This is a genomic window from Labrenzia sp. OB1 (genome assembly GCF_001624695.1).
Classification (GTDB): domain Bacteria; phylum Pseudomonadota; class Alphaproteobacteria; order Rhizobiales; family Stappiaceae; genus Roseibium.
In genome coordinates this window covers 1-18,906 of record NZ_JSEP01000019.1, presented here as the reverse complement: position 1 = coordinate 18,906, position 18,906 = coordinate 1, and the positions used below count along the sequence as shown (strand labels likewise).

21 protein-coding genes and 2 pseudogenes are annotated in these 18,906 nt (G+C 56.6%); 11 read left to right on the top strand and 12 right to left on the bottom strand.

The window, feature by feature from the left end; genetic code table 11:
* Nucleotides 1-66 precede the first annotated feature (66 nt).
* Genes OA90_RS21140 through OA90_RS21130 form a run of 3 tightly spaced genes read right to left on the bottom strand, consistent with a single transcriptional unit; the run spans nt 67 to nt 1,270 of the window.
* Nucleotides 67-693, bottom strand: coding sequence for a hypothetical protein (locus OA90_RS21140; protein WP_068417084.1), 627 nt, complete (start codon nt 691-693; stop codon nt 67-69).
* A complete protein-coding gene (locus OA90_RS21135) occupies nt 690-953 on the bottom strand; it encodes a hypothetical protein (protein ID WP_068417081.1) in 264 nt (87 codons plus the stop codon). Before OA90_RS21135 ends, OA90_RS21140 begins: the two co-directional genes overlap by 4 nt.
* Nucleotides 953-1,270: a DUF2312 domain-containing protein gene (locus OA90_RS21130; RefSeq protein ID WP_068417078.1), complete on the bottom strand. Its 318-nt coding sequence runs from the start codon at nt 1,268-1,270 to the stop codon at nt 953-955. The genes OA90_RS21135 and OA90_RS21130 overlap by 1 nt, the downstream gene beginning before the upstream one ends.
* A 176-nt stretch (nt 1,271-1,446) precedes the next feature.
* Here OA90_RS21130 and OA90_RS21125 point away from each other — a divergent pair, with 176 nt between their 5' ends.
* Nucleotides 1,447-1,740 carry a hypothetical protein gene (locus tag OA90_RS21125; RefSeq protein ID WP_068417075.1) on the top strand — a complete coding sequence of 98 codons (294 nt, stop codon included), beginning with the start codon at nt 1,447-1,449 and terminating at the stop codon, nt 1,738-1,740.
* Here the strand turns inward: OA90_RS21125 and OA90_RS29330 are convergent.
* Nucleotides 1,737-2,099: a GapR family DNA-binding domain-containing protein gene (locus OA90_RS29330; RefSeq protein WP_068417073.1), complete on the bottom strand. Its 363-nt coding sequence runs from the start codon at nt 2,097-2,099 to the stop codon at nt 1,737-1,739. The two genes, OA90_RS21125 and OA90_RS29330, sit on opposite strands and share 4 nt — an antisense overlap.
* Before the next feature lie 89 nt (nt 2,100-2,188).
* Between OA90_RS29330 and OA90_RS21115 the strand changes: the two genes are divergently transcribed.
* Both OA90_RS21115 and OA90_RS21105 read left to right on the top strand, forming a co-directional pair.
* On the top strand, nt 2,189-2,449 hold the full coding sequence (locus OA90_RS21115; RefSeq protein WP_068417070.1) for a hypothetical protein: 261 nt from the start codon (nt 2,189-2,191) through the stop codon (nt 2,447-2,449).
* Between the two features lie 685 nt (nt 2,450-3,134).
* Nucleotides 3,135-3,899: a hypothetical protein gene (locus OA90_RS21105; RefSeq protein WP_068417063.1), complete on the top strand. Its 765-nt coding sequence runs from the start codon at nt 3,135-3,137 to the stop codon at nt 3,897-3,899.
* A gap of 406 nt (nt 3,900-4,305) precedes the next feature.
* Here OA90_RS21105 and OA90_RS21100 read toward each other — a convergent pair whose 3' ends face one another.
* Together OA90_RS21100 and OA90_RS21095 are read right to left on the bottom strand one after the other, a co-directional pair.
* Entirely contained in the window at nt 4,306-4,584 is a 279-nt protein-coding gene (locus OA90_RS21100; RefSeq protein ID WP_068417060.1) for a hypothetical protein, read from the bottom strand.
* A gap of 127 nt (nt 4,585-4,711) precedes the next feature.
* Nucleotides 4,712-5,629: a helix-turn-helix transcriptional regulator gene (locus OA90_RS21095; protein ID WP_156510586.1), complete on the bottom strand. Its 918-nt coding sequence runs from the start codon at nt 5,627-5,629 to the stop codon at nt 4,712-4,714.
* Nucleotides 5,630-5,748: 119 nt separating this feature from the next.
* Between OA90_RS21095 and OA90_RS21090 the strand changes: the two genes are divergently transcribed.
* Nucleotides 5,749-6,258 (top strand): hypothetical protein, encoded by a 510-nt coding sequence (locus tag OA90_RS21090; RefSeq protein WP_068417053.1) that lies wholly within the window; start codon nt 5,749-5,751, stop codon nt 6,256-6,258.
* A 4-nt stretch (nt 6,259-6,262) separates the two neighbouring features.
* Here the strand turns inward: OA90_RS21090 and OA90_RS21085 are convergent, their stop codons facing one another.
* Together OA90_RS21085 and OA90_RS21080 are read right to left on the bottom strand one after the other, a co-directional pair.
* On the bottom strand, nt 6,263-7,456 hold the full coding sequence (locus OA90_RS21085; RefSeq protein ID WP_068417050.1) for a pentapeptide repeat-containing protein: 1,194 nt from the start codon (nt 7,454-7,456) through the stop codon (nt 6,263-6,265).
* A 144-nt stretch (nt 7,457-7,600) separates the two neighbouring features.
* Entirely contained in the window at nt 7,601-7,918 is a 318-nt protein-coding gene (locus tag OA90_RS21080; protein WP_068417047.1) for a hypothetical protein, read from the bottom strand.
* A gap of 260 nt (nt 7,919-8,178) precedes the next feature.
* On the opposite strand from OA90_RS21080, the gene OA90_RS21075 reads away from it, so the two are divergent.
* On the top strand, nt 8,179-8,406 hold the full coding sequence (locus OA90_RS21075; protein ID WP_068417044.1) for a hypothetical protein: 228 nt from the start codon (nt 8,179-8,181) through the stop codon (nt 8,404-8,406).
* The gene (locus tag OA90_RS21070; RefSeq protein WP_068417041.1) at nt 8,400-8,708 is read left to right on the top strand and encodes a hypothetical protein; all 309 of its coding nucleotides are present in this window, start codon (nt 8,400-8,402) and stop codon (nt 8,706-8,708) included. Before OA90_RS21075 ends, OA90_RS21070 begins: the two co-directional genes overlap by 7 nt.
* Before the next feature lie 12 nt (nt 8,709-8,720).
* Here OA90_RS21070 and OA90_RS28665 read toward each other — a convergent pair whose 3' ends face one another.
* Both OA90_RS28665 and OA90_RS21060 read right to left on the bottom strand, forming a co-directional pair.
* The gene (locus tag OA90_RS28665) at nt 8,721-9,599 is read right to left on the bottom strand and encodes a pentapeptide repeat-containing protein (protein ID WP_199823795.1); all 879 of its coding nucleotides are present in this window, start codon (nt 9,597-9,599) and stop codon (nt 8,721-8,723) included.
* Nucleotides 9,600-9,695: 96 nt separating this feature from the next.
* Entirely contained in the window at nt 9,696-10,457 is a 762-nt protein-coding gene (locus OA90_RS21060) for a hypothetical protein (protein WP_068417036.1), read from the bottom strand.
* A 44-nt stretch (nt 10,458-10,501) separates the two neighbouring features.
* On the opposite strand from OA90_RS21060, the gene OA90_RS21055 reads away from it, so the two are divergent.
* The 3 genes from OA90_RS21055 to OA90_RS21045 are packed head-to-tail and all read left to right on the top strand — an operon-like array spanning nt 10,502 to nt 15,785.
* Nucleotides 10,502-14,170: a DUF4815 domain-containing protein gene (locus OA90_RS21055; protein ID WP_068417034.1), complete on the top strand. Its 3,669-nt coding sequence runs from the start codon at nt 10,502-10,504 to the stop codon at nt 14,168-14,170.
* An 11-nt stretch (nt 14,171-14,181) separates the two neighbouring features.
* Nucleotides 14,182-15,276, top strand: a complete 1,095-nt coding sequence (locus OA90_RS21050) for a hypothetical protein (protein ID WP_068417031.1) — start codon at nt 14,182-14,184, stop codon at nt 15,274-15,276.
* The gene (locus OA90_RS21045; RefSeq protein WP_068417026.1) at nt 15,273-15,785 is read left to right on the top strand and encodes a hypothetical protein; all 513 of its coding nucleotides are present in this window, start codon (nt 15,273-15,275) and stop codon (nt 15,783-15,785) included. The genes OA90_RS21050 and OA90_RS21045 overlap by 4 nt, the downstream gene beginning before the upstream one ends.
* Before the next feature lie 127 nt (nt 15,786-15,912).
* Here OA90_RS21045 and OA90_RS21040 read toward each other — a convergent pair.
* Together OA90_RS21040 and OA90_RS28135 are read right to left on the bottom strand one after the other, a co-directional pair.
* A pseudogene (locus OA90_RS21040) lies at nt 15,913-16,317 on the bottom strand (transposase); the annotation flags it as partial.
* Between the two features lie 64 nt (nt 16,318-16,381).
* Entirely contained in the window at nt 16,382-17,842 is a 1,461-nt protein-coding gene (locus OA90_RS28135; protein ID WP_082837185.1) for a tetratricopeptide repeat protein, read from the bottom strand.
* Between the two features lie 129 nt (nt 17,843-17,971).
* On the opposite strand from OA90_RS28135, the gene OA90_RS21025 reads away from it, so the two are divergent.
* Nucleotides 17,972-18,208 (top strand): hypothetical protein, encoded by a 237-nt coding sequence (locus OA90_RS21025; protein WP_156510585.1) that lies wholly within the window; start codon nt 17,972-17,974, stop codon nt 18,206-18,208.
* 246 nt (nt 18,209-18,454) lie between these two features.
* Nucleotides 18,455-18,906, top strand: a pseudogene (locus tag OA90_RS21020) (phage tail protein); the annotation flags it as partial.

Below are 18,906 nucleotides of genomic sequence, written 5' to 3'. Positions count from 1 at the left end.
CAGCGGCCGGCCATCGAAGAGATCGTCCATGGATTTTTGCACGCTGAGGGGGACAGCTTCCATCATTCAGGCTCTGATATGGATGCCGATCATGGCGAGGCGGAGGGTGAGTTCGGTGCGGGCCTTGTCTTCGCCCCAGGGCTTGACGGGATAGGGGAAAGGCGCGGGCAGGCGCCAGTGGCCGGAGACGCGGCAGGGGGCCATCAGGTCGCGGACTTCGGCAGCGGTCTGCATCTTGTCCATCAGGGCAATGGTGTTGAGGCGATCGTCGAGGGCTTCGTCGGCCTCGTGGAATTTCAGACCGGCGGCTTCGTAGATCACGGCGGTGACCTGGTCGCGCGCGAAGTGGATGTTGTCCAGAAAGGTGTCGGGATCGGTTGAGAAATGCGCGGCCAGGTGAAGAAACGACCGGGTGAGTTCGCCGAAAAAGGCGGTGTGGAAATCCGCCAGCAACGCGTGCGGCTTTAAGGGCGCCGGCGCGCGGTCATACATCAGGCAGCAGTGCTGTGCGGTGGTGTAGGTGACATGGGGCGTCGCGCCGTTGAAGCGGGGCAGCTTGACGAGGTTCTCGACCAGATCCGGCCAATGGATGTCCGCCGCCGAGAGGGCGGCAAGATCGACCACCTGACCAGAGGCCATCTGAATCGGCGCGATCGAGGCGGTTTCGGCTGCGAGGTTGGTTTGTCGGGTCATCGTCCATCCTTTATGGATTGGCTGGCCAGAACGGCCTGGCCGTGGAGCGCCATCGCGCGTTTCTTGAAGCTGTCGACAAGGCAGAGGATTTCCGCCTTGTCGTGGGGGCGGCTCTCAAGGCAGGCTGTGAGGTTCTGCTGCAGGTCGCCGAGGTCCGCGACCAGGTCACCGGTTTCGCGAAGGAACATGCCGGCCCGGTGTGCCGCCGGCGGCTTCAGACGCTTCGCGTCGTCAGCTTGAATGGCGGACACGAGGGCCATCAATCCGCATCCCCGGATGAAGGACCGGTGTCCGGATCAGCTTTTTGGGCGTCGCCCGGGTCCACTCCCGGGCCAAGCATGCCGAGTGCGTGCATGTAGAGGTCCAGGACGGCCTCTTCCTCTTCGCGCTCGTGCGGCTGTTTCCGGCGCAGGGAAACGACCGTGCGCAGGATCTTGACGTCAAAGCCGTTTCCCTTGGCCTCGGCGTAGACATCCTTGATGTCATCGGAGATGACCTTCTTTTCCTCCTCCAAGCGCTCGATACGCTCGATGAAGGCGCGTAGCTGGTCCGCGGCAACGCCGCCGGGGTTGGTCATAAGGAAGCTCCTTTTTGGTAGAGAAAGCCGAATGAAGCCGATTGCAGGCGCTGCGCGGCTGGAGTTCTCTGGGTGCTTGCGGAGGAGAGAACAAAGACGGTACAGATAAAGTGACGCCCGCGCTCCAACCACGACGCGCGGGCGCCTTTCCAACCATGCGATGCCGGAGAAACCACATGGCTGAAACTTACGCGTTGAAAGACGACATTCATGAAGCTGAAGGCGCTCACGCTATGCTTTTGAACCTGGTGGCGCGCCTGGGGGCGGAAGTCGCGCGCATCAACAGCGGGACACAAGACCCGATTGAATGGCTGGAGGACATTCGAGCCGCAGCCGAGACTGCGGTTGTTCTCGACCCAACCGGCGAACGATTTGAAGGCGGAAAGCCCTACAACACAGCTGCAACTGTCGCAGGTGATATGTTTCTGAATTATGCCGGTGCGCATCTCGATGCCCTTGAAAAGACTTAGCTTGCGGATTGGGGAGAGGCGTTGCGCAGGCGAATTCCGAGCAATTGAAGCCTGCACCCGAGCCTCGTTTTTTGTGCCTTGCCCTCGATCCGGCATCCGAAAGTGAATACCTGTTGACAGCGTTGGCCTCTTTCCCAGCTCCAGTTCCGGTACTCCTCGAACAGGTCCTGGAAGGAGGTTGTGGCGTCGAGGATTTCTTCCGTGCATTCGGCCCAGAACTCTGCGACCTGACATGAGGGCTCGGGCCCTTGCACCCGATCTTTGGCTGCAAGCCTTTCACGGTGATCCTCCTCCAAGCGCTCGATACGCTCGATGAAGGCGCGTAGCTGGTCTGCGGCAACGCCGCCTGGGTTTGTCATTTTCGCTCCTTTGGGTTGCGCACCGCGCTCCCGAGCGCGTTGATTGTTTTTTGACAGATTAGGGTCCGCAAAATCCGGGAGAACGGAGCATGGTGGTCGGGAAAAATGTGAAAGGTTTTTGGCGCTATCAGGCCGGTGACTGCGCATTTTCGATCCGCCCGCATAACGGGTTTTGGGTGCCGTTTTTCGAGGACGAGCATCTGGGAACCTATCAATCGCCGCAGATTGCATTGCAGGAGCTGGTTGGCGGAAGCACGTTCACGCCGTCCAGCGGTGTTTGGCCTGCCGAACTGGAGTTGCCGGATGACCTGTCCGATTGGGTGTATGTGCCTTTCGGTCCGGCGCCTTGAACAGCGTTTAAAGCCGAAAACAGGAACTCGATATCGTGCTGGCTGACGAGAAAATGGCGTCGGCCTGTGGGGCCTGCATCCAAGACGATACCGATCCGGTCAGAGCCGCTTTCATCCTGCAAGACGCCGACGATCGAGGACGGCACAAAGTGACCAGGGAACTGCTTGCGCGCCTTTCGTTTGAGTGGTTTGTGAACAACAGGTCTAGCCGGACCCGCAGAGGCCGGATCTCTGCCCGGTTGATGTGAGGAAGGCTCGCGCGACCAGAGCGGCCTCTCGCATCGCTGGGAAGATACTTCTCCGAGGCAGGAAGAGGATGGCCAACAGCCAAATAAGTGCCCATCCCGCTTTTTCAGCCTCGATCGAATGACGATCCATAGCGTATTTGCAAGGCAAAGGCCGACGATTGCCATTAGCGCGAAAGGGGCGCTCATGCTCACAGTATTAAGAGTAGCGTTCATGAGGGTCTCCTTCGCGGTCAGGGTCAAACAGACGAGCGATTGACCGCTTGAAGCGCGATTTCCATAAGCACGCACAACCGATCACGAAGAGTCATAACACGCTAAAGCGTGTAGTAAAGAAGAAAAAGTAAAAAAAAGCGTGCATATGAGGCTTCGTATGAGCGCCGTCAGCAGCGTGCAAAGCATGGAAAAAGATGTAAAATCCAACAGATTAGGCTTTTGGGATGGGAAAGAACGTGCGTCTTGATATGTTAATCGCCTCTCGCGCAGTGAACGCGCTGGAGGAGAAGATACGCGGCCTGGGTCTTGTTGACATTCGAACGCACGATGACCCGTCCAGTTTCTTTAGAGTTGTCTCGGACAGTAACAAGGCTACCGTTGGCGAACACTTTCGAGAGACGCTCAATGTTCTCCCTCCGTCCCGGTTCTATGCGATTTCAATACATGATCAGGACGGGCGCGCCGTTGCGACGACGGCAAATCGCTACGATGACGTTTCTGGCTGGTCTTTGCAGGAATACGTGAGGAGGTTCTGGAGTGTGCTATTCAAGTCCGCAGACGGCTCACCAGCAGTCTTGTTGTCCGATAGTGCCTCGTTCGCTGCCGATCTACATGGGCCGTTCGTGTATATTGGCGATACATTCGTGGACAAGGACTATAATGGAAACGATTTGGCAGCCCTGCTTTGCAGGATGTGCATTATTCTTTGTGCGATGAACTGGAAGCCTGCTTATATATACGCTTGGATGAGGCCAAAGCATGCATTGAAAGGCTTGCCGCTAAGGTGGGGATTCCCGATCACCTACCTTCACGCACTGGATTGGGAAAAGCCTCCGGAGATCTCTGAATACGCTGATTTATGCTTCCTAGGATGCGATCATCACGGTGTGTGGCAGTTGCTTCGGGACATTCTTGGAACAGGTCCTGAGACAATTGATGCGAGTAGCATAGGAGGAACCCAGCTCCTCCCTCAAAAAATGGTAGTATGAGACGTTGATAGGACACGACGTGTTGAGAGGTGCCGACGCTGACGTTTGAATGGATCAAATCAAATACTGGAACTCGGTAATTCGCCGCTTTTCGGTATGATGCGGCTGCGAGCACTCGATAGTCTCTGTTTAAAAGTTCTCTTGCCCTTTCAGGGTGCTCCGACCATCCGCGCCCGAAGACCCGGCTTGAGAGAGCATTAGGTCCGCAAGACAGAGGATCCGGGACATCGTTTAGTGGCCCTGGTGTACCGTCAAACAACACCAAGTGGGAAGCGATAGGTTCTAGGTCAGAAGTTATTCCGCCGGCGCTTTGCCGCCAAATCCTCAGGAAATCGCGCGCCAAATCGTCGGCTGCGCCGTTGTCGACCTGTCTAACGTCAAATTCGACATTCAGCGGCCGCATTTTTCAGTGCTCCTGAGACTTGCGCATAATGTGTTGAAGGTGAGCCTTCTGGATAACTCTCTCTGCATCATAGATAAACATCTCTGCTTGCTGAGTATTGAGGCCGTAAGGGTCACTTGTGCCGAAAAGACCCGAGCAAACAATCGATGTAATTGTAATGTAGCAGGAGTATTTCTTGGATCTCTCGATAATTTCGTCTAGACGTTGGTCAAGTGTGAGATTTTGGTCGCGACTATATATTTCTAGCGCAGCGTTTAGTATCGCGCCGTCCAGTTCCTTCATCTGCCCTCCTGCGCCCCTGAAAAGAGGGGGTTGCCTACCGGCTAAGCACGATACCCACCCGTCTTGAAATGGTTGCTAAATATACCAAGGAATGCAAGCGAAAATAACACAACCAAAAAAGTAGGGTTCAAATTCCGGATAGCTTCCGCGCCATTCGTTTTGCATAAAGGAGCGCGATCATTTTGCTTCGGGATTCCGAGCTGGCAGAAGACGTCAGAACTCCGCGGTCTCTCATTGCTTCCTCTATTTCAAACGCCTCTTCAAGTGCCGCAGAAAAGACTTCATGATCTATGTCACTTGCAGAACCATTCAAATCGGGGAGTGCTTCTGTGGAAAATTCGCGAGAAGTTACACCTAGGGTGTGGGCGGGATCCCGAGTAATGATTTGAAGGCGTCGCAACTCATCCAAGCTAATTTTAGCGTGGTCTGATATTTGTGCCAATTCACTAGGTGTTACATCCGCCCGATTGGTGAGATAAGAGTATGCGGCTTTTTCAAGCGCCTTTGGCAGCTTGGCTATCAACTCAACAACAGGGTCTAGCCTTGAGTTTCTTGGCGTGCCGGAGAAAACCCATCCGTCGCTGATATTCAGGACCGTGCAAAGCTTGGTCAGCCGGCCAACGCTCGGCATTTTGCCGTCCTTGAGCATTTGGGAAACATAATTCACCCCAAAGCCAGCCGATTTGGAAATGTCAGCTTTGGTTTGGCCGCTCAGTTCGGCGGCAACAGTTATGCGGGTCAGCCATGTCACGCCCATGCGTGCTTTATACCGGGTGCAAATCAGCATTGCACGCACGAAAAACGAAGAAAAGAACTTCCATAACACGCTAAAGCGTGATAAATGGCTTGTATGGCTGATGATCTTCTTCGCAAAATCGACACCTTCCTCGAATTGTCCACCGCCAAGGGAAAACCAATAAGCGATTGGACGTTTGGGTACAGGGCCGTCAACAATGGTCGCTTGCTGGAGCGGTTGCGTACTGGCTGTGAAATCTACCGATCCACAGAACGTCGGGTACTCGACTACATTACCGCGCAGACCCAATTATTAAATGCGGCAAGCGACGGAGAGAATAAGTCCCGACCGGTCCGCCCACGTTCACGGTCTTCATCCTCTTCGCAAACAGACACGATGTCACCGCGTAAATCCGGCGTGGTCACGCGATGAGCTGTCGCCCGACCACGGAGCAGGACCGGGCCGCGATCAAGGCTGCCTTTCGCAGACTTTTGAGAGATGCCGGCGGCCAGACCGAAGCGGCCGGTGCAACGCGCGTCGGACAGCAGGCGCTGTCGCGCTATGGCTCGCCCCACCACGCCAGCGACCATGTTCCAGCCGATGTGCTGATGGACCTGACGATGGATGCGGACAATGCGGAGGTTGTCCGCACGCTGTGCCGGATGGCCGGCGGGGTGTTCGTGCCGCTGTTGCCGGCACGGCGCGATGCGGCCTGCTGGCCCATGCAGCTTGGCGCGATGGTGCGCAGCGGCGCGGAAGCCGCGGAATCGATCTGCAAGGCCTTGAGCGATGACGGGCGGATCAGCCTGGAAGAAATTCAGGACCTGGACATCAGGGCGAAACTGTCTGTCGCCATCGAGGCGCTTGCGGTTCTGGACGGCCATGCACAGGCGGTGGAGACGGGACCAGAGGGAACGGGGAGGGCGGCTGATGGTTGAACAATCAGTTTGCGTTCCGGTCGGTCCGTCTCGTCCGCCAAGAGCATTCTTTCGGCACCATCCGGATTTGCTTCGGTTCCTCGATCTGTTCGGGCGCCAGCTGAGTGGCCGGCAATCGAAGCGCCGGATTGCAGAGAAAGCCAATCTTCAAAGGCGGATCAAGCTTTTCAAGACCGATTGGGGGCCTGTCCGCCCATGCCCAAGCCATATCGAGTTGCTTCTGGCTGATTTTGTTCTCGCCGCAAATTTCAATGTCGTCTTCGCAGAAGGCGGCGTTGCTGAAATTTACGTCCTGGAGACGCGCGCCGGTGAAATCCACTTTGTAGAGACTTGCGCCTTCAAACGAGGACCAGAGAAGGTCAGCGTCGTTAAAAACTGTTTCTACCAAGTAAGAAGCCCGGAAAGACGAAGACTGCAAACTGGCGCCCAGGAAGGACACTTTATCCAAGAAAGCCGCGTCAAATCTTGCGTCAAACAAAGCCGCCTGAGCAAAGGTTGTCGCCTGAATTTCAGAGAAAATGAATTCAGCATTATGCAAGATTGCTTCTTCGAAAGTTCCGTCAATAAAGAGACAATTGAGTTTTCCGCCCTCGGCAGTCGTCGGGTCAGAAAATATTCCAAACTGAAAAACTTTGACGACAGTGTTGGCGGAAAAATCAACGCCGCGCATCGTTCCGTTTTCAGACAGACAATATTCCAAGCGGTTTTCGTAGAACATTTCCTCAAGAACCACATAACGCTCCGCATAGTTGGAGTGCATGTCGATCGCGTCTTCAAGGTGCGATCCAGGCCTTTTCAATCCAAAGTCAATTCGGTCAAGAGGGGCACCCGTGGATGCAAGCAGGTTGACCGCCCGCGTTCTCTGCGGCGTCCCGGGTTTTGTCTTTTCGAAAAGGTCCCACGCTGCAATCTCGATTTGAGTATTCCGGTCGTACAGATCGAACAGCACCGCTGTGGCGGTCATCAGGAAGACGAGGGCAATAACCAGCCTCACGATTGGCGACTTTTCAATCGCTTCCAGGACGGAATTGGTGCCTGCATATCCGCGCTTGGTGAGGCGCCAAGAGCTGGCCAGAGACTTTCTCGCAGACCTGTTTCGAAACGACGCTTCCGGGGCCGGCCGCGCCGCCTGCCGCGCCCTGGCTTCATCGAGCCGAGCAGACAGATCCGCAAGTCTGGTTTTGCCGTCCTCGTGCATGCAACGCAGTCCCGCAATCAATTCATCAACGGTTTCACTAAACCGGAGACTGCAGGCCGGTTCAACACGTCCTTTCGAGTTGAGGGGTGTCCGCCCGGCAGGTCTGTGCCGCAGCGCGGCGGGAGCGTGAGGAGGATGTCGGGATCACGTATAGGCATTCTTGCCCGGATCGTAGCGGCGCTCGGCGGTGAAGCCGCAGCCGTCGCATTTAAATTCATGCAGTTTGACACCCATGCGGCCGAATGTCGGGTGCGGGCGCTCGTTTTGAAAAACCATTGCCGCCGAACAGCGCGGGCAGGCGTTTGCTGCGGGCGCTGTCTGATCGGCCTTCGTTTTTTCAAGCGCAGCGAGCCGGGCTTCGAGCTCGGCAACTCTTTTCGGCAATGTCACCAGCGACTTCCAAAGCGGAACGCTATCGAGGACTTTCAAAATGTCTGATGCGGAAAAACTGAAACCGGCCATGGCTGAGACTCCAGACTTGAGGCGGAAACTCGGACGGTTTCTGCCCTCAGAGGACGGGCATCATCTTAGTTGTGCAGATCTTTGTTTTTCAACCTTGGATGTTTTTGCCGCTCCCGGAGGTTGCCGGCTGGTCTGGCGCCGTTCCGGCGCGGTGGAGGGCGATACGTTTCTGCCCGCCGAGAGCGCGCGACTTTTGGCGCAGCTTCTGGAAACACGCTGCGGCCTGATGCCCGGCGCAGCAGATCGGTGCGGAGCGGGCGATGACTAACGGGATGTCTCTCCAGACGGCCAACCAGACAATAGACCCGACCACTGCAGTGCTTTGGGCCTCGCATCCGGAAGGGCCTCCGGCGGATATTTATGAGCCGAGGGAGCCTGCCGACAAGGTGATAACGCGGGTACGCGCGCTGGAATGGTTCGGGATGTTTGCAGCAGTTGAAGCGTTTCCGGAGCTGTTCTTTGAGACAAGGGAGGGGCGGGGATGCTGAAGATGCGCACGGAAGGCTATTGCGACACGCAGGATTTCTGGAACGCGGGCTTTCTGCGCCCGGTGCTGGAGGCGCTGTGCAAGCGGCCGGCCGCTATGGCAAGGGAAGGCTTCGCGGATAAATTCTCGGAAATGGACCTTTGGGCCTTCGAAGCGGAGGTTGCCGCCGCCAACCGCGACCGGCAGCGCGAGGGCCTCGGCTCGCTGCCGGTGTTCGAGCAGCTTTATGTGCGGGTGCTGGAGTGGATCGACATGGAGTTTGCGGAGCGGCCGGCGTTGCCGAAGCCGGGGAGGGCAGCGTGAGGGGGGGGGGTATCACCACGCCAGGGCAGCCTCAAAGTCGAGGTCGGGCCGCTCAAGCAGCATGCGTTCGGCGAAGCTTTCCCATGTTTCTTTGGTGTTGCGATAGGCGATGGTGTTTTCGATCTGTTCGGGCATTTCGCTGGGGGGCGTGTCCTTGTAGGCCCAAGCGCCTTCGATTCGCGTTTTGTCAATCATCATCTCATTCTCCAGGAGTGTGCCGGACAGATTGGCGAACGTAAGGTCTGCGCCGGACAGATTGGCGCTCCAAAGGGTTGCGCCGGAGAGATTGGTCAACGTAAGGTCCGCGCCGGACAGATTGGCGCTCCAAAGTCTTGCGTCGGACAAATTAGCGCCCCAAAGGCTTGCGCCGGACAGATTGGCACCCAGGAGGTCCGCGCCGGAGAGATCGACTTCTGCAAGAAACACAGCGTCGCCATGGGTGTCTGTGGAAAGATCAATGCCTCTCAGCGAGGTTCGGGATTTCCAGCAGTGTCCATAAAACGGCGAGCTCCAGTCACCGGACAGGCAGAGTGTCTCGCTGTTCAAATATTCGAGCGCCTCGCGTTTGCCGCTGTTGCCTGGGGCCGGGGTGGTCACGAGTTGCCAGGCGCGGGCGATGCGTTCGTCCTGGCGTTCGCGCAGTTCGACCACGAAAAGCCCGGAGGCGACGAGCAGGCCGATCAGGCCGACCGCCTCAAGTCCGACGACAAACCACGATTCGCGCAGCCTTTTGGCTTGCCGGCGCAGAAACCCCATTTCCGCCGCCTCGATGCGCCGGTGCTCGCGAAGCGCAGCCAAAATTTCCGCGTGGCTAGGTTTTGGTTGCGGCGCCGGCTGCGTGTCCGGTCTGTCCGCCAGTCTCTTCGGACGCGGTGTGTTGTCTCGTTTCATGAAAAGTCCCGAGGTTTGCGGTGCAAGTTCATGAAATCAGAGCGTGTGGGAGGGGGCAAGTGCAGGTCGTTCAGGCGAATGCGAGATGGAGAGACATCAATAAGGGTTGTTGGGATTGTTTGGAAACTTGCCGAAGAGAAAGGAATTGAAAAAGCCGTCAGCGAATTCATCGTATTGGTTCCGAACAGGGCTGCGGTTGGCGAATATACCGGCAAGCTCCGGGTGATCGCTTTCGATCGCGCGATTTATGTAGTCGAAGCACCACAAGAGCAGTTCAACGAGCTCCTCATTGTCGGGTTCACGTGTGTATTCGTGACCCTCCGAGGTAAAGGCTGGAAATTCCTTCTCCTTGGCAGCTGCCTTTATGCGTCGCAACAACGTTGCGCACTTTGCGCGATGGCGTGGAAGCATAAGTTGAAGGAGATCTTCGAACTCCCCTTGTGTGAGGTCAAAATCGATTTGCTTCATCTCGCGCTTCAATTTTTCTATGAATTCTTCTACACCTTTTCCGCGCTTGATTTCCTCATCAATATCTTCTGCATGTTTCCAAGCTCGATTGAGTTGGCGAAGAGTTACTTCGATTTCTTCCACGAAAAGCTGTTTCGCCTCCAAAGCACGCTTATGGGCGGTTTCCTCGTTTCGTCTGATTTGATGGAACAACGCAATAATCGTCCCGCCAGCAGCCAATGCGGCAACCCAGCCACTCAGAGCGCCAATCCATTCTCGGTAGCAAACGCGCGGACTTTCCCCCGCAGACATGAGTGCAGTAGGGGAGCACGCTGTGTCGAGGCCTGTGACGATCAGGAACAAAATGATCGGGATCATCGTCCCGATGGCGAGCCAATGTACAGGTTTCATGCTTTTGCCCATAACACGGAGCGGTTGCGGATGGGAGTCTGCCCATGACCCGCTACACGGAAGCCGAAAAGGAGCGGGTGAAGGACAGGAACCCGATTTCGACGATCATCGGCAGGCATGTGACCTGGGACCGGGCGAAGACCAACGCCGGGACCGGCGACTTTTGGGCGTGTTGCCCGTTTCACGCAGAAAGCACGCCGTCGTTTCACTGTCTCGACAGGGAGCATCGCTACAAGTGTTTTGGCTGCGGGGCGAGCGGCGATCAGTTCACGTTTCTGGAAACGGTGGAGGGGCTTTCCTTTGTCGAGGCGATGGAGCGGCTTGGCGGCAACGCTGAAGCGGAGCCATTGAGCCCGGACCGGATTGCGGCGGACAGGGCGAAGGCCGAAGACAGGCGGCGCAAGCAGGAGGCCTTTCCCGACGGACATTCCCTTTGGCGAAACAGTCCGGGACAAAGTTCAAATTCTTTTGGAGATCATCTGATGTTTCAGCATCCCTCGGGGATCGCGGGCGCCAACGATCGTTTCGATCCGGCATCTGCCTGGACGGCGCTTGTCTACCTTTCCGGCCGCTATACGCAGCCGTCCGAATACAACGAGATGCAGAGCCGTTTTTTGCACCAACTCAAAGGTGTTGGGAACCTGGTCGCGGCCGATGGCAACCGCAGATCGGGCGGCGACATTATCGTGACGCCAGACGATCCCGCCACGACCGCGATGGTGCAGCTTGCGGAGGGCATGATCTATGTTGGCGGATTGATCCATCCGGTGCCGGCGAAAACGATCCCAGGCGTATCGATGGTCGGAGACGTTTCTGTCGGAGTGCGTGTCCAAAAGAGCTACATCACGCACGAAGATGAGGAAGATCTTCTCGGCATTGACGAGGGAACCGAGTCCTTCGGTGAACCGGGGGCGGTGCGTGAAGCGCGTCATCTGACCTGGTCGATCGACGGCGATGGCCTGGAAGGGGACTTCGCACAGGTTTACACGATGCGCGATGGCGCGATCATTGATCAAGGCCCGCCGCCGGCGTTGACGGGTGTGCTGCAGCAGATCTCCGGCTACGATTTTGACAGCAATGGTCACTATATCGTCGAAGGCTGCAACGTGGTTCCGCTCGGCAGATCCGGCGCCGAACAGGTCTATTCCATCGGTGCGGGCATAGCGAACATTCGCGGCTGGAAGCGCATTCGGGAATCTGCCTTGAGGCTTGCGGTTCCGGAAGATCCTGAGCTTGAAGCGGTCGACCTGGAACCGCACACCTACATCGACAGTGGCGATGGCTCCGCAGTGATTTCGATTCACCTGCCGCCTATTGCTTCGGTCACCGCTGCCACGGTGACGAAGGAGATCACGGAAGTCATTACCCGCGGCGCGGTTCCCGGTGGTTCCGATCTGTTGGGCAACTCGTCGATCGTCGAGATCCTGTCGGTCGAGCAGAGTGCGAGCACGTTCGATCCGGCGACATATACGCTTGAAGGCAATTCGATCTCCTGGGCGCCCCCGGGCGCGGAGCCTGCACAGGCATCCAGCTACTCGGTGACCTATCTTTATTATGACACCGTAACGCCGGATGAAGTGACTGAGACAACCGTCAAGTTGTCGGGTGGCGCGGTGAACAAGCCAGTGACGATCACTTACCAGTCCAAGAAGCCGCGCATTGACGCGATCGGCCTCGATCAGACCGGTGCTGCCGTCTATATCAACGGGGTTTCCGCGCGCAAAAACGCCGTTGCGCCAAAAGCGCCAAGCGACGTTCTGAAGCTTGCCGACGTGCATCTCGACTGGCAGAGCGTGCCGACGGTGATCAACAACGGCACCAAGAACTATACCTACGATGAGATGCGCCGGTTTTTCGAGCTGCTCGAAACCGTTGTGCAGCAATTCGACCGCTCGGAGCAGCGCCGTGATATTCACTCGCGCGATAGTGTCGCACGCGATGGAATATTCACCGATCTGTTGCAGAATGATTTCTACAGGGATGCCGGCGAGCCGCAGACCGCCGCGATCAATCGTGGGGTTCTTCAACTCGCCGTCGATGGTGTGGACGTGCAGAGTGTTGCCGGAACGCATATGCTTGATTGGCAGGAGGAGGTTATCCTGTTCCAGCGTCTTTCGACGCGCTCGCTCAGGATCAACCCTTACGCCAATTTTCTGACCATGCCGGGAGCGATGAGGCTTCAGCCTGCCAGCGATTTCTGGACGGATCATATCACCGAGTTCACCAGCGCGATCACGCGCGAGTTCACCGCGGCACCGGACCAGCCTCCGGGGCAAACAACGCTCACGGAAGAGGTCAGCGAAACAGTCTCGGCGGCAGCTACGTTGCGCGAGATTGACCTGGAGTTCACGATCGAGGGCTTTGCCGCCAACGAACCGCTCACCGCGCTCCTCTTCGATGGTATCGACATCACGCCGGATCCGGCGCCGGTCGCCGATCTCAACGGAGAGATCAGCGGCACTCTTACCATTCCGCCCCTGGTGCCAACCGGGGTGCGGCTGGTAAGGGCCGAGGGAGCAGCAGACTCCTTCGCGGAGGCTCTGTTTGTTGGCGAGGGTACGATCGAGACAGAGGTTATGCGCCGGGTGAACCTGGTCACGCGCGCTGCGCCGCCCCCGGTGGTAAACATCACCAACATTACCAACGTGACGCAGAACGTGACGAACGTGGTCACCCGGACGGGTGGCGCCGCCAGCCAAGACCCTTTGGCACAGACGTTCTCGCTTTTTCAGGGCGCTCATATCGCCGGGGTGAATATCCGCATTGGAGAGATCGGTGACCCGAACAACGGTGTCCGTGTCCAGCTATGCACCGTGATCAACGGTTATCCGACCAACGACATTATCGCAGAAGACTTCCTGGCGATGCAGGGGCGCCAGGTGGGCGACATCCTGGAAGCGCGTTGGGATGTACCGATCTATCTTCCGCCGGCGCGCGAATTCTGTTTCGTCATCCTGACCGACGACGCGGCGCATGCGCTCTCGATCGCCCGCATGGGGGATGTTGATCCGGCAACGGGACAACTTGTCAGCGCCCAGCCTTATACGGTCGGCACGCTGTTTTCCTCGGCCAACCGGACGGCCTGGACGGCGCACCAGGAGGAGGATCTGTGGTTTGAGCTGATCGGCGTCCGCTTCAATCCGGTTCAAAAGACCGTGGACCTTTATACCGGAACACTCAGCGCCTTCACGGATCTCCTGATCCGGGGGGCGGTGGAACTGCCCACTGCGAATACGACGTTCCGCTACGAACTTGTGCGCGAAAGTGGCCAGGTTATCCGGGTGGCACCGGAACAGCCTCTGGAGTTTGACGAACTGATCGACGAAGTGGTGACGCTTCGGGCCGTGTTGAATGGCTCAGCGACCGAGAGCCCGATCCTGTGGTCGGGCACGACCCTGATTGCCGGCCGAGTTCGCAGCAGCGGCGACTACGTTACCAAAGAGTGGCCGATCAGGGGGCTCACCCGCGCCAACACCCTGTTTGCGCAGCTTCTGCCGCCCGGGGCTTCCGTGACGGTCGAAATGGACAAGTCTGACGGCAACTGGGCACCGCTCGCTGTGGTGGAAAGTGCGGATCTTGGCGGTGGCTGGCAAGAGCCTCGTTACGAGATTGCACCGCATGACGCCACCACGGGTGGCCGCCTCAGGATCACCTTGAACGGTGGCCCGGGCGCGCGGCCCTCGATCGCCGATATCCGGTCCTACGGCATTTAAGAGGAGTTCACATGGCAGATGCTCGCTCGCCTCACTATGACCTTCCGATTCCGGATGAAGGAAACCTCACCAGTGAAGAGTTTGTCCGCATCCGGAATATGGTTCTGGCGCTTGAGAGTGTGGTTCATGGCCTGGATACGGCCCTGGGCGGCAAAGCCGCAGAAGGGCATGATCATGTCATCGCGGGTGTCCAGGGTCTTCACGATGAGCTGACCGCGCTGAGTAATGCGATCACGGCCTTGCAATCCCCGACGCTTGCCTCGCTTGAAGACGTCAACGTTTCGAGCGCGGTGGACGGTCAAGTCCTGCTCTTTATCGGTTCGACCTGGCAGGCGGCCAAGATCGCGTCCGCAAACGTCACCTACGGCGGTTCAGGCAGCGTCGAAGGCCAGCTCGATAGCATTTCGGTCTCGCTTTCAGGCAAGGCCTCGACGGTGCACACGCATACGATCGAGAATGTGACCGGCCTGCAATCGGCTCTGGATGGAAAGGCCTCTGCCGCAGATTTGGCAGGCAAAGCCAATTCAAGTCATAGCCATGCCATCTCGCAAGTCACCGGCTTGCAGTCAGCTCTTGACGGCAAGCTTGCTACCGGGGGCAAGGCCGCTGACAGCGACAAGCTGGACGGGCTGAACAGCTCTCAGTTGGTGCGGTCCGACGGCAACGACACGATGAGTGGGTCCTACACCATCGCCGGGAACCTTACAGTTCACACCAACATATACGTCGGAAAGAATGGCGGCGGAGATAGCTGGGCCTTTTTCTACGACGACAACTCCAACACCTGGAGAAACCTCGGATGGGATGACAGCCAGAACGCCTTCGGTGCAGAGGAGAATGACGGCGGCTTCCATAAGCTCGCTTTCTGCGACACACAGACTTCCGCCTCTGCGACCAATTTCCCAATTGGCCATGTCCTCGTGGCCTCATTTCAGGGCGGGACGAACCGCAACGCTTCCCGAAGCATCTACCTCTACACCGGCAATAGTCAGCAGTATGTGGATAGCACCCACTCAAGCGGAAAAGGTTCGATCCTGGCCGGGACTTACCGCGCCCGTGGCGTAGCCTCCGGTGGCGAAACCTACATCTATCAGAGGGTTGCATGATGAAAGCAACGATCACCAACTTCCACGGCTTCCTTCCCCACAAGGAAACCGACCACACCGAGACGGATATGAGCAAGATCATAGGCGCTGCTCACTATTCCGTTGTCTATGACGATGGGGACACCGAAGCCCTTGTTACGGGCCTCCGCCCCGGCGAAAACAATGCATGGAACCTGAAGGTCATCGAGGCAGCACAGGCCTGGCGGGATGCCGGTGGTGAGATCCCCGAGTGGAAAGAGCCGACTGCCGAGGAAATCCGTGCGGCGATGCCAGCCCTCACAGCCCGGCAATTCCACCTTGGGCTCCTCAATTCCGGGACAGCCTCGGCAGAGGTGCAGGCTCATCTCAACGCCATCGCGGACCCGTTCGAAGCCGCTGCTGCTGAAATCGAGTGGAAACACGCTGCAGAGTTCCGACGGGATCATCCCCTGGTGGAAACCATCGGCGCCGCTCTCGGCTACACCCCGGAGGTCATGGATGATCTTTGGGAGTATTTCCGGACGATCTAGTCTCTGGCGTTTTAGCCTTAGAGTCCGATTCAAAAGTCTATGAGACAAAACTATAGGTTGCGATCCTGCGTCCCTTGATCTTCTTGCCCGTTGCCCGGCAGGCGATGCGAAGCATCGCTGAGAGGGGGGCATCATAGCCAGAGGTCCCGCCGCTTTCCGTGGTTTTGACCGACTGACTGTCGATCACCCCGGCTGTGGACGAGGCCTCGCTTCCTTCAAGTTTTCGCGTGGCTGCGACAAGGATGTGGTTGATGGTCTGCAAAAGACCGGTATCGCGCCAGCAACAGAAATAGCCTCGCACCGTGGAGGCCGGGGGGAAGTCTTTCGGCAGAGCCCGCCACTGATTACCACTGCCCGGGATATAAAGGATCGCGTTCGTCACCTCTCGCATGTCGGTCTTGCGCAGCCGGCCGCCGGATTTGGCGGGAGGGATCAGTGGTGTCAAAACAGCCCGCTCCCGATCCGTCAAATCAGTTGGATAACGCAAATGGTCCCGGTTGCGCTGACCGCGAGTGATATCAGTCCAGRGCATTTGATCCTCGATCTTCTCGACAAGGACGGTTGAATAACAACCTACTGATATCACTCAACTGCTTTTAAATCGGCAYCATATCTCTAAGAATATCGTTCTTTTCAAAACGGGGCAATTTGCCCCCTGCGTTAAGGAATTTCTGAATTAGCGCTCTCCCTTTTTCCTTATCCACTTCCACGCCGCGACCGAAAAGATAAATACGACCTAGCTCGTACATTGCCAGAGTGTCTCTAGCATCAATTGCTTGATGAAGTAGATCTATCCCTTTTTCCTCATCCTTTTTCAAGGTATTACTTAGCAGATAACAAATACCTAGCTTACGCATTCCCGGAGGGTGTTTAGCCTCAACTGCTTGCTGATATAGCTCTACCGCTTTTGCCTCATCCCATTTCAAACCATGACGACCGGAGTTATAAAAATCACCTAGTTCGCACATTGCCGGAGGGTCTCCAGCGACAACTGCTTGCTGAAATAGCTGTAGCCCTTTTTTCTTATCCATTTCCACACCACCACCATCGTACAGATAACGATCACCTAGGTCGCACATTGCCCTAGGGTCTCTAGCCTTGACCTTTAAATTCAATTCGATGATTTTTAGATCGTCGTTGAATCTAGTGGCGGAGTTTAGATCGCTCTTTGCTCTATCGTCCCCTGCTTCAGCTGCTTGATGAAGTAGATTTATCCCTTTTTCCTCATCCTTTTCCACACCATCACCATCCAGATAACGATTACCTAGGTCGCGCGTWGCCGGAAGGTGTTTAGCTTCATGTGCTTGATGAAGTAGATTTAGCCCTTCTTCCTCATTCTTTTCCACACCATGACCGTGCTCATAACAAATACTTAGGTCGAACATTGCCTGAGGGTCTCCAGCCTTGGCTTTCGGTTCCAAAAAAATGGCATTTATCGACTTCAACGAAGTAACGATTTTAGCGTCAAGAGTTTTTATACGTTTTTCTCTTGCCTTCACGGAGCTGTCGGACACCAAGCCGTATTTTGCCAATCCAGTGAGCATTCGATGAAACCACGTATGACGATCAGAATGATTATTGACGTAATCTTCGCTTCGGTTGGCGTATTCAGTCAACTTATCCACCAACTTTGGGTCGCCGCTAATCCTTTCAGAAAGGTTGTTGCATTTTTTCCGTAGAAAAKCTTTCTCGTYAAAGTCGTCAGTTTTGSGGCCGAACTTTTGCGYTGCGTTGTTAAGTCGCTTAAGGCCTTGATAGACCTTTCTGGGATTGTCATGGTTCAAACCATTCAAAATTTCATTACCTGCTTTATCGGCAGATTTATTCAGAGCACTTTCAGCACGATTTTTTTTCCACTCATGGRYATYGTAGGCAATGCGCTCGAAGAACCCTTGTATTTTTCCGGCAGATTTGTTGGCAACAACAACTGGCTGTCGCTGGCTCTGACTTGCACGAAACTCAGGCTGCGATGGGACTTGCMCAGCTGGTGGGTCACTCTGAGTTAGCCCGGTGCCTTGAGCAGAACGATTTGCGGTCATTGCCGAAATTCCGGACATTTCGTGAACTCCATGTCATGCTTCGATGCCTCATTCTATCCGAGGGCCTTCTCGACAGATGTCTCAAATGAAACACCCCTGAACAGGCCCCTGTTTCACCGGACACGAACAATCAACCGGTGACCCGACTTGGCACGCAGAAGTGGTCGCGGACACATCAAGACGGATCAGATTTTGGAAAAGCTTGCGCTCGGCCGCGACGGCGCGGTGCAGCTGTCACGAGAGGCGAAGATTGGCTCAATGGAGTATCGGTTGGCTGGATATGTCATGGACGCGATCGACGACTTGGCGGAAAAGCTCACCGGTGACAGATGCCACTTTCACAACAAACCTGCCACGACAGCGCCGCGGGAAGATCGCGGCTAGAATGGCCGGAAAGTGCGAATTCGCTGCGACTTGATCGAACGACCGCTCCGGCCCGAAAGAGTCAATCTCGTTGTGGCTCCCAAGAAGCAGAGGAGGGCTCGAAGCTGACGTTGACACCTCCCGCCGCGTAGCCTGACGCGGCTTCACCATTTCGGTCTGTGTCCACCAGGACAATGGCCCTCAAACAGCTCACACACCGCCCTYGAGGCGGTTTTTTTGTGCCCGCAGCCAGGCAAGGAGAAAGACATGACTACCCCTACCTTCGGAATGAGTTTYACGCGCCCGGATGATGAAGTCATCCCCGCACTTGGTGCGGACTTCTCGCATGTCCTGATCATCGAAACCTCGGAAGACGCGTCCGCGGTCGAATTTCCGGAAGGCGAGCCGGTTCGCTTTTCAACGAGTGACGCAGCCAAGGTCAATGCCCTTGGTACCGGCCTGCTTGCCGATGCGGTGAACGGCATCCACGACCAGTTGAATGACCTTAATTCGGGCGCAGACGTGACTGTTGTCCGGGTGGCCGAAGGCGTCGATACGGCGACCACAGCCGCATCGATCGCCGCCGTGGTCAACGACATTGCCAGCATCCCGTCCAAGGTGAACAAGACCCCGCGCATTGTGGTTGCCGGTCGGACTGCCTGGCGTCCGGGTCTTGACACGACCAATCCGGTGATTGCGGCGCTGGAAGCCAATCTCGG

What these genes read in the sequence shown, in the direction of transcription:
- OA90_RS21140 (WP_068417084.1), bottom strand. Translation starts at nt 693, where the DNA reads ATGACCCGACAAACCAACCTCGCAGCCGAAACCGCCTCGATCGCGCCG.
- OA90_RS21135 (WP_068417081.1), bottom strand. Translation starts at nt 953, where the DNA reads ATGGCCCTCGTGTCCGCCATTCAAGCTGACGACGCGAAGCGTCTGAAG.
- OA90_RS21130 (WP_068417078.1), bottom strand. Translation starts at nt 1,270, where the DNA reads ATGACCAACCCCGGCGGCGTTGCCGCGGACCAGCTACGCGCCTTCATC.
- OA90_RS21125 (WP_068417075.1), top strand. Translation starts at nt 1,447, where the DNA reads ATGGCTGAAACTTACGCGTTGAAAGACGACATTCATGAAGCTGAAGGC.
- OA90_RS29330 (WP_068417073.1), bottom strand. Translation starts at nt 2,099, where the DNA reads ATGACAAACCCAGGCGGCGTTGCCGCAGACCAGCTACGCGCCTTCATC.
- OA90_RS21115 (WP_068417070.1), top strand. Translation starts at nt 2,189, where the DNA reads ATGGTGGTCGGGAAAAATGTGAAAGGTTTTTGGCGCTATCAGGCCGGT.
- OA90_RS21105 (WP_068417063.1), top strand. Translation starts at nt 3,135, where the DNA reads ATGGGAAAGAACGTGCGTCTTGATATGTTAATCGCCTCTCGCGCAGTG.
- OA90_RS21100 (WP_068417060.1), bottom strand. Translation starts at nt 4,584, where the DNA reads ATGAAGGAACTGGACGGCGCGATACTAAACGCTGCGCTAGAAATATAT.
- OA90_RS21090 (WP_068417053.1), top strand. Translation starts at nt 5,749, where the DNA reads ATGAGCTGTCGCCCGACCACGGAGCAGGACCGGGCCGCGATCAAGGCT.
- OA90_RS21085 (WP_068417050.1), bottom strand. Translation starts at nt 7,456, where the DNA reads ATGCACGAGGACGGCAAAACCAGACTTGCGGATCTGTCTGCTCGGCTC.
- OA90_RS21080 (WP_068417047.1), bottom strand. Translation starts at nt 7,918, where the DNA reads ATGGCCGGTTTCAGTTTTTCCGCATCAGACATTTTGAAAGTCCTCGAT.
- OA90_RS21075 (WP_068417044.1), top strand. Translation starts at nt 8,179, where the DNA reads ATGACTAACGGGATGTCTCTCCAGACGGCCAACCAGACAATAGACCCG.
- OA90_RS21070 (WP_068417041.1), top strand. Translation starts at nt 8,400, where the DNA reads ATGCTGAAGATGCGCACGGAAGGCTATTGCGACACGCAGGATTTCTGG.
- OA90_RS28665 (WP_199823795.1), bottom strand. Translation starts at nt 9,599, where the DNA reads ATGAAACGAGACAACACACCGCGTCCGAAGAGACTGGCGGACAGACCG.
- OA90_RS21060 (WP_068417036.1), bottom strand. Translation starts at nt 10,457, where the DNA reads ATGAAACCTGTACATTGGCTCGCCATCGGGACGATGATCCCGATCATT.
- OA90_RS21055 (WP_068417034.1), top strand. Translation starts at nt 10,502, where the DNA reads ATGACCCGCTACACGGAAGCCGAAAAGGAGCGGGTGAAGGACAGGAAC.
- OA90_RS21050 (WP_068417031.1), top strand. Translation starts at nt 14,182, where the DNA reads ATGGCAGATGCTCGCTCGCCTCACTATGACCTTCCGATTCCGGATGAA.
- OA90_RS21045 (WP_068417026.1), top strand. Translation starts at nt 15,273, where the DNA reads ATGATGAAAGCAACGATCACCAACTTCCACGGCTTCCTTCCCCACAAG.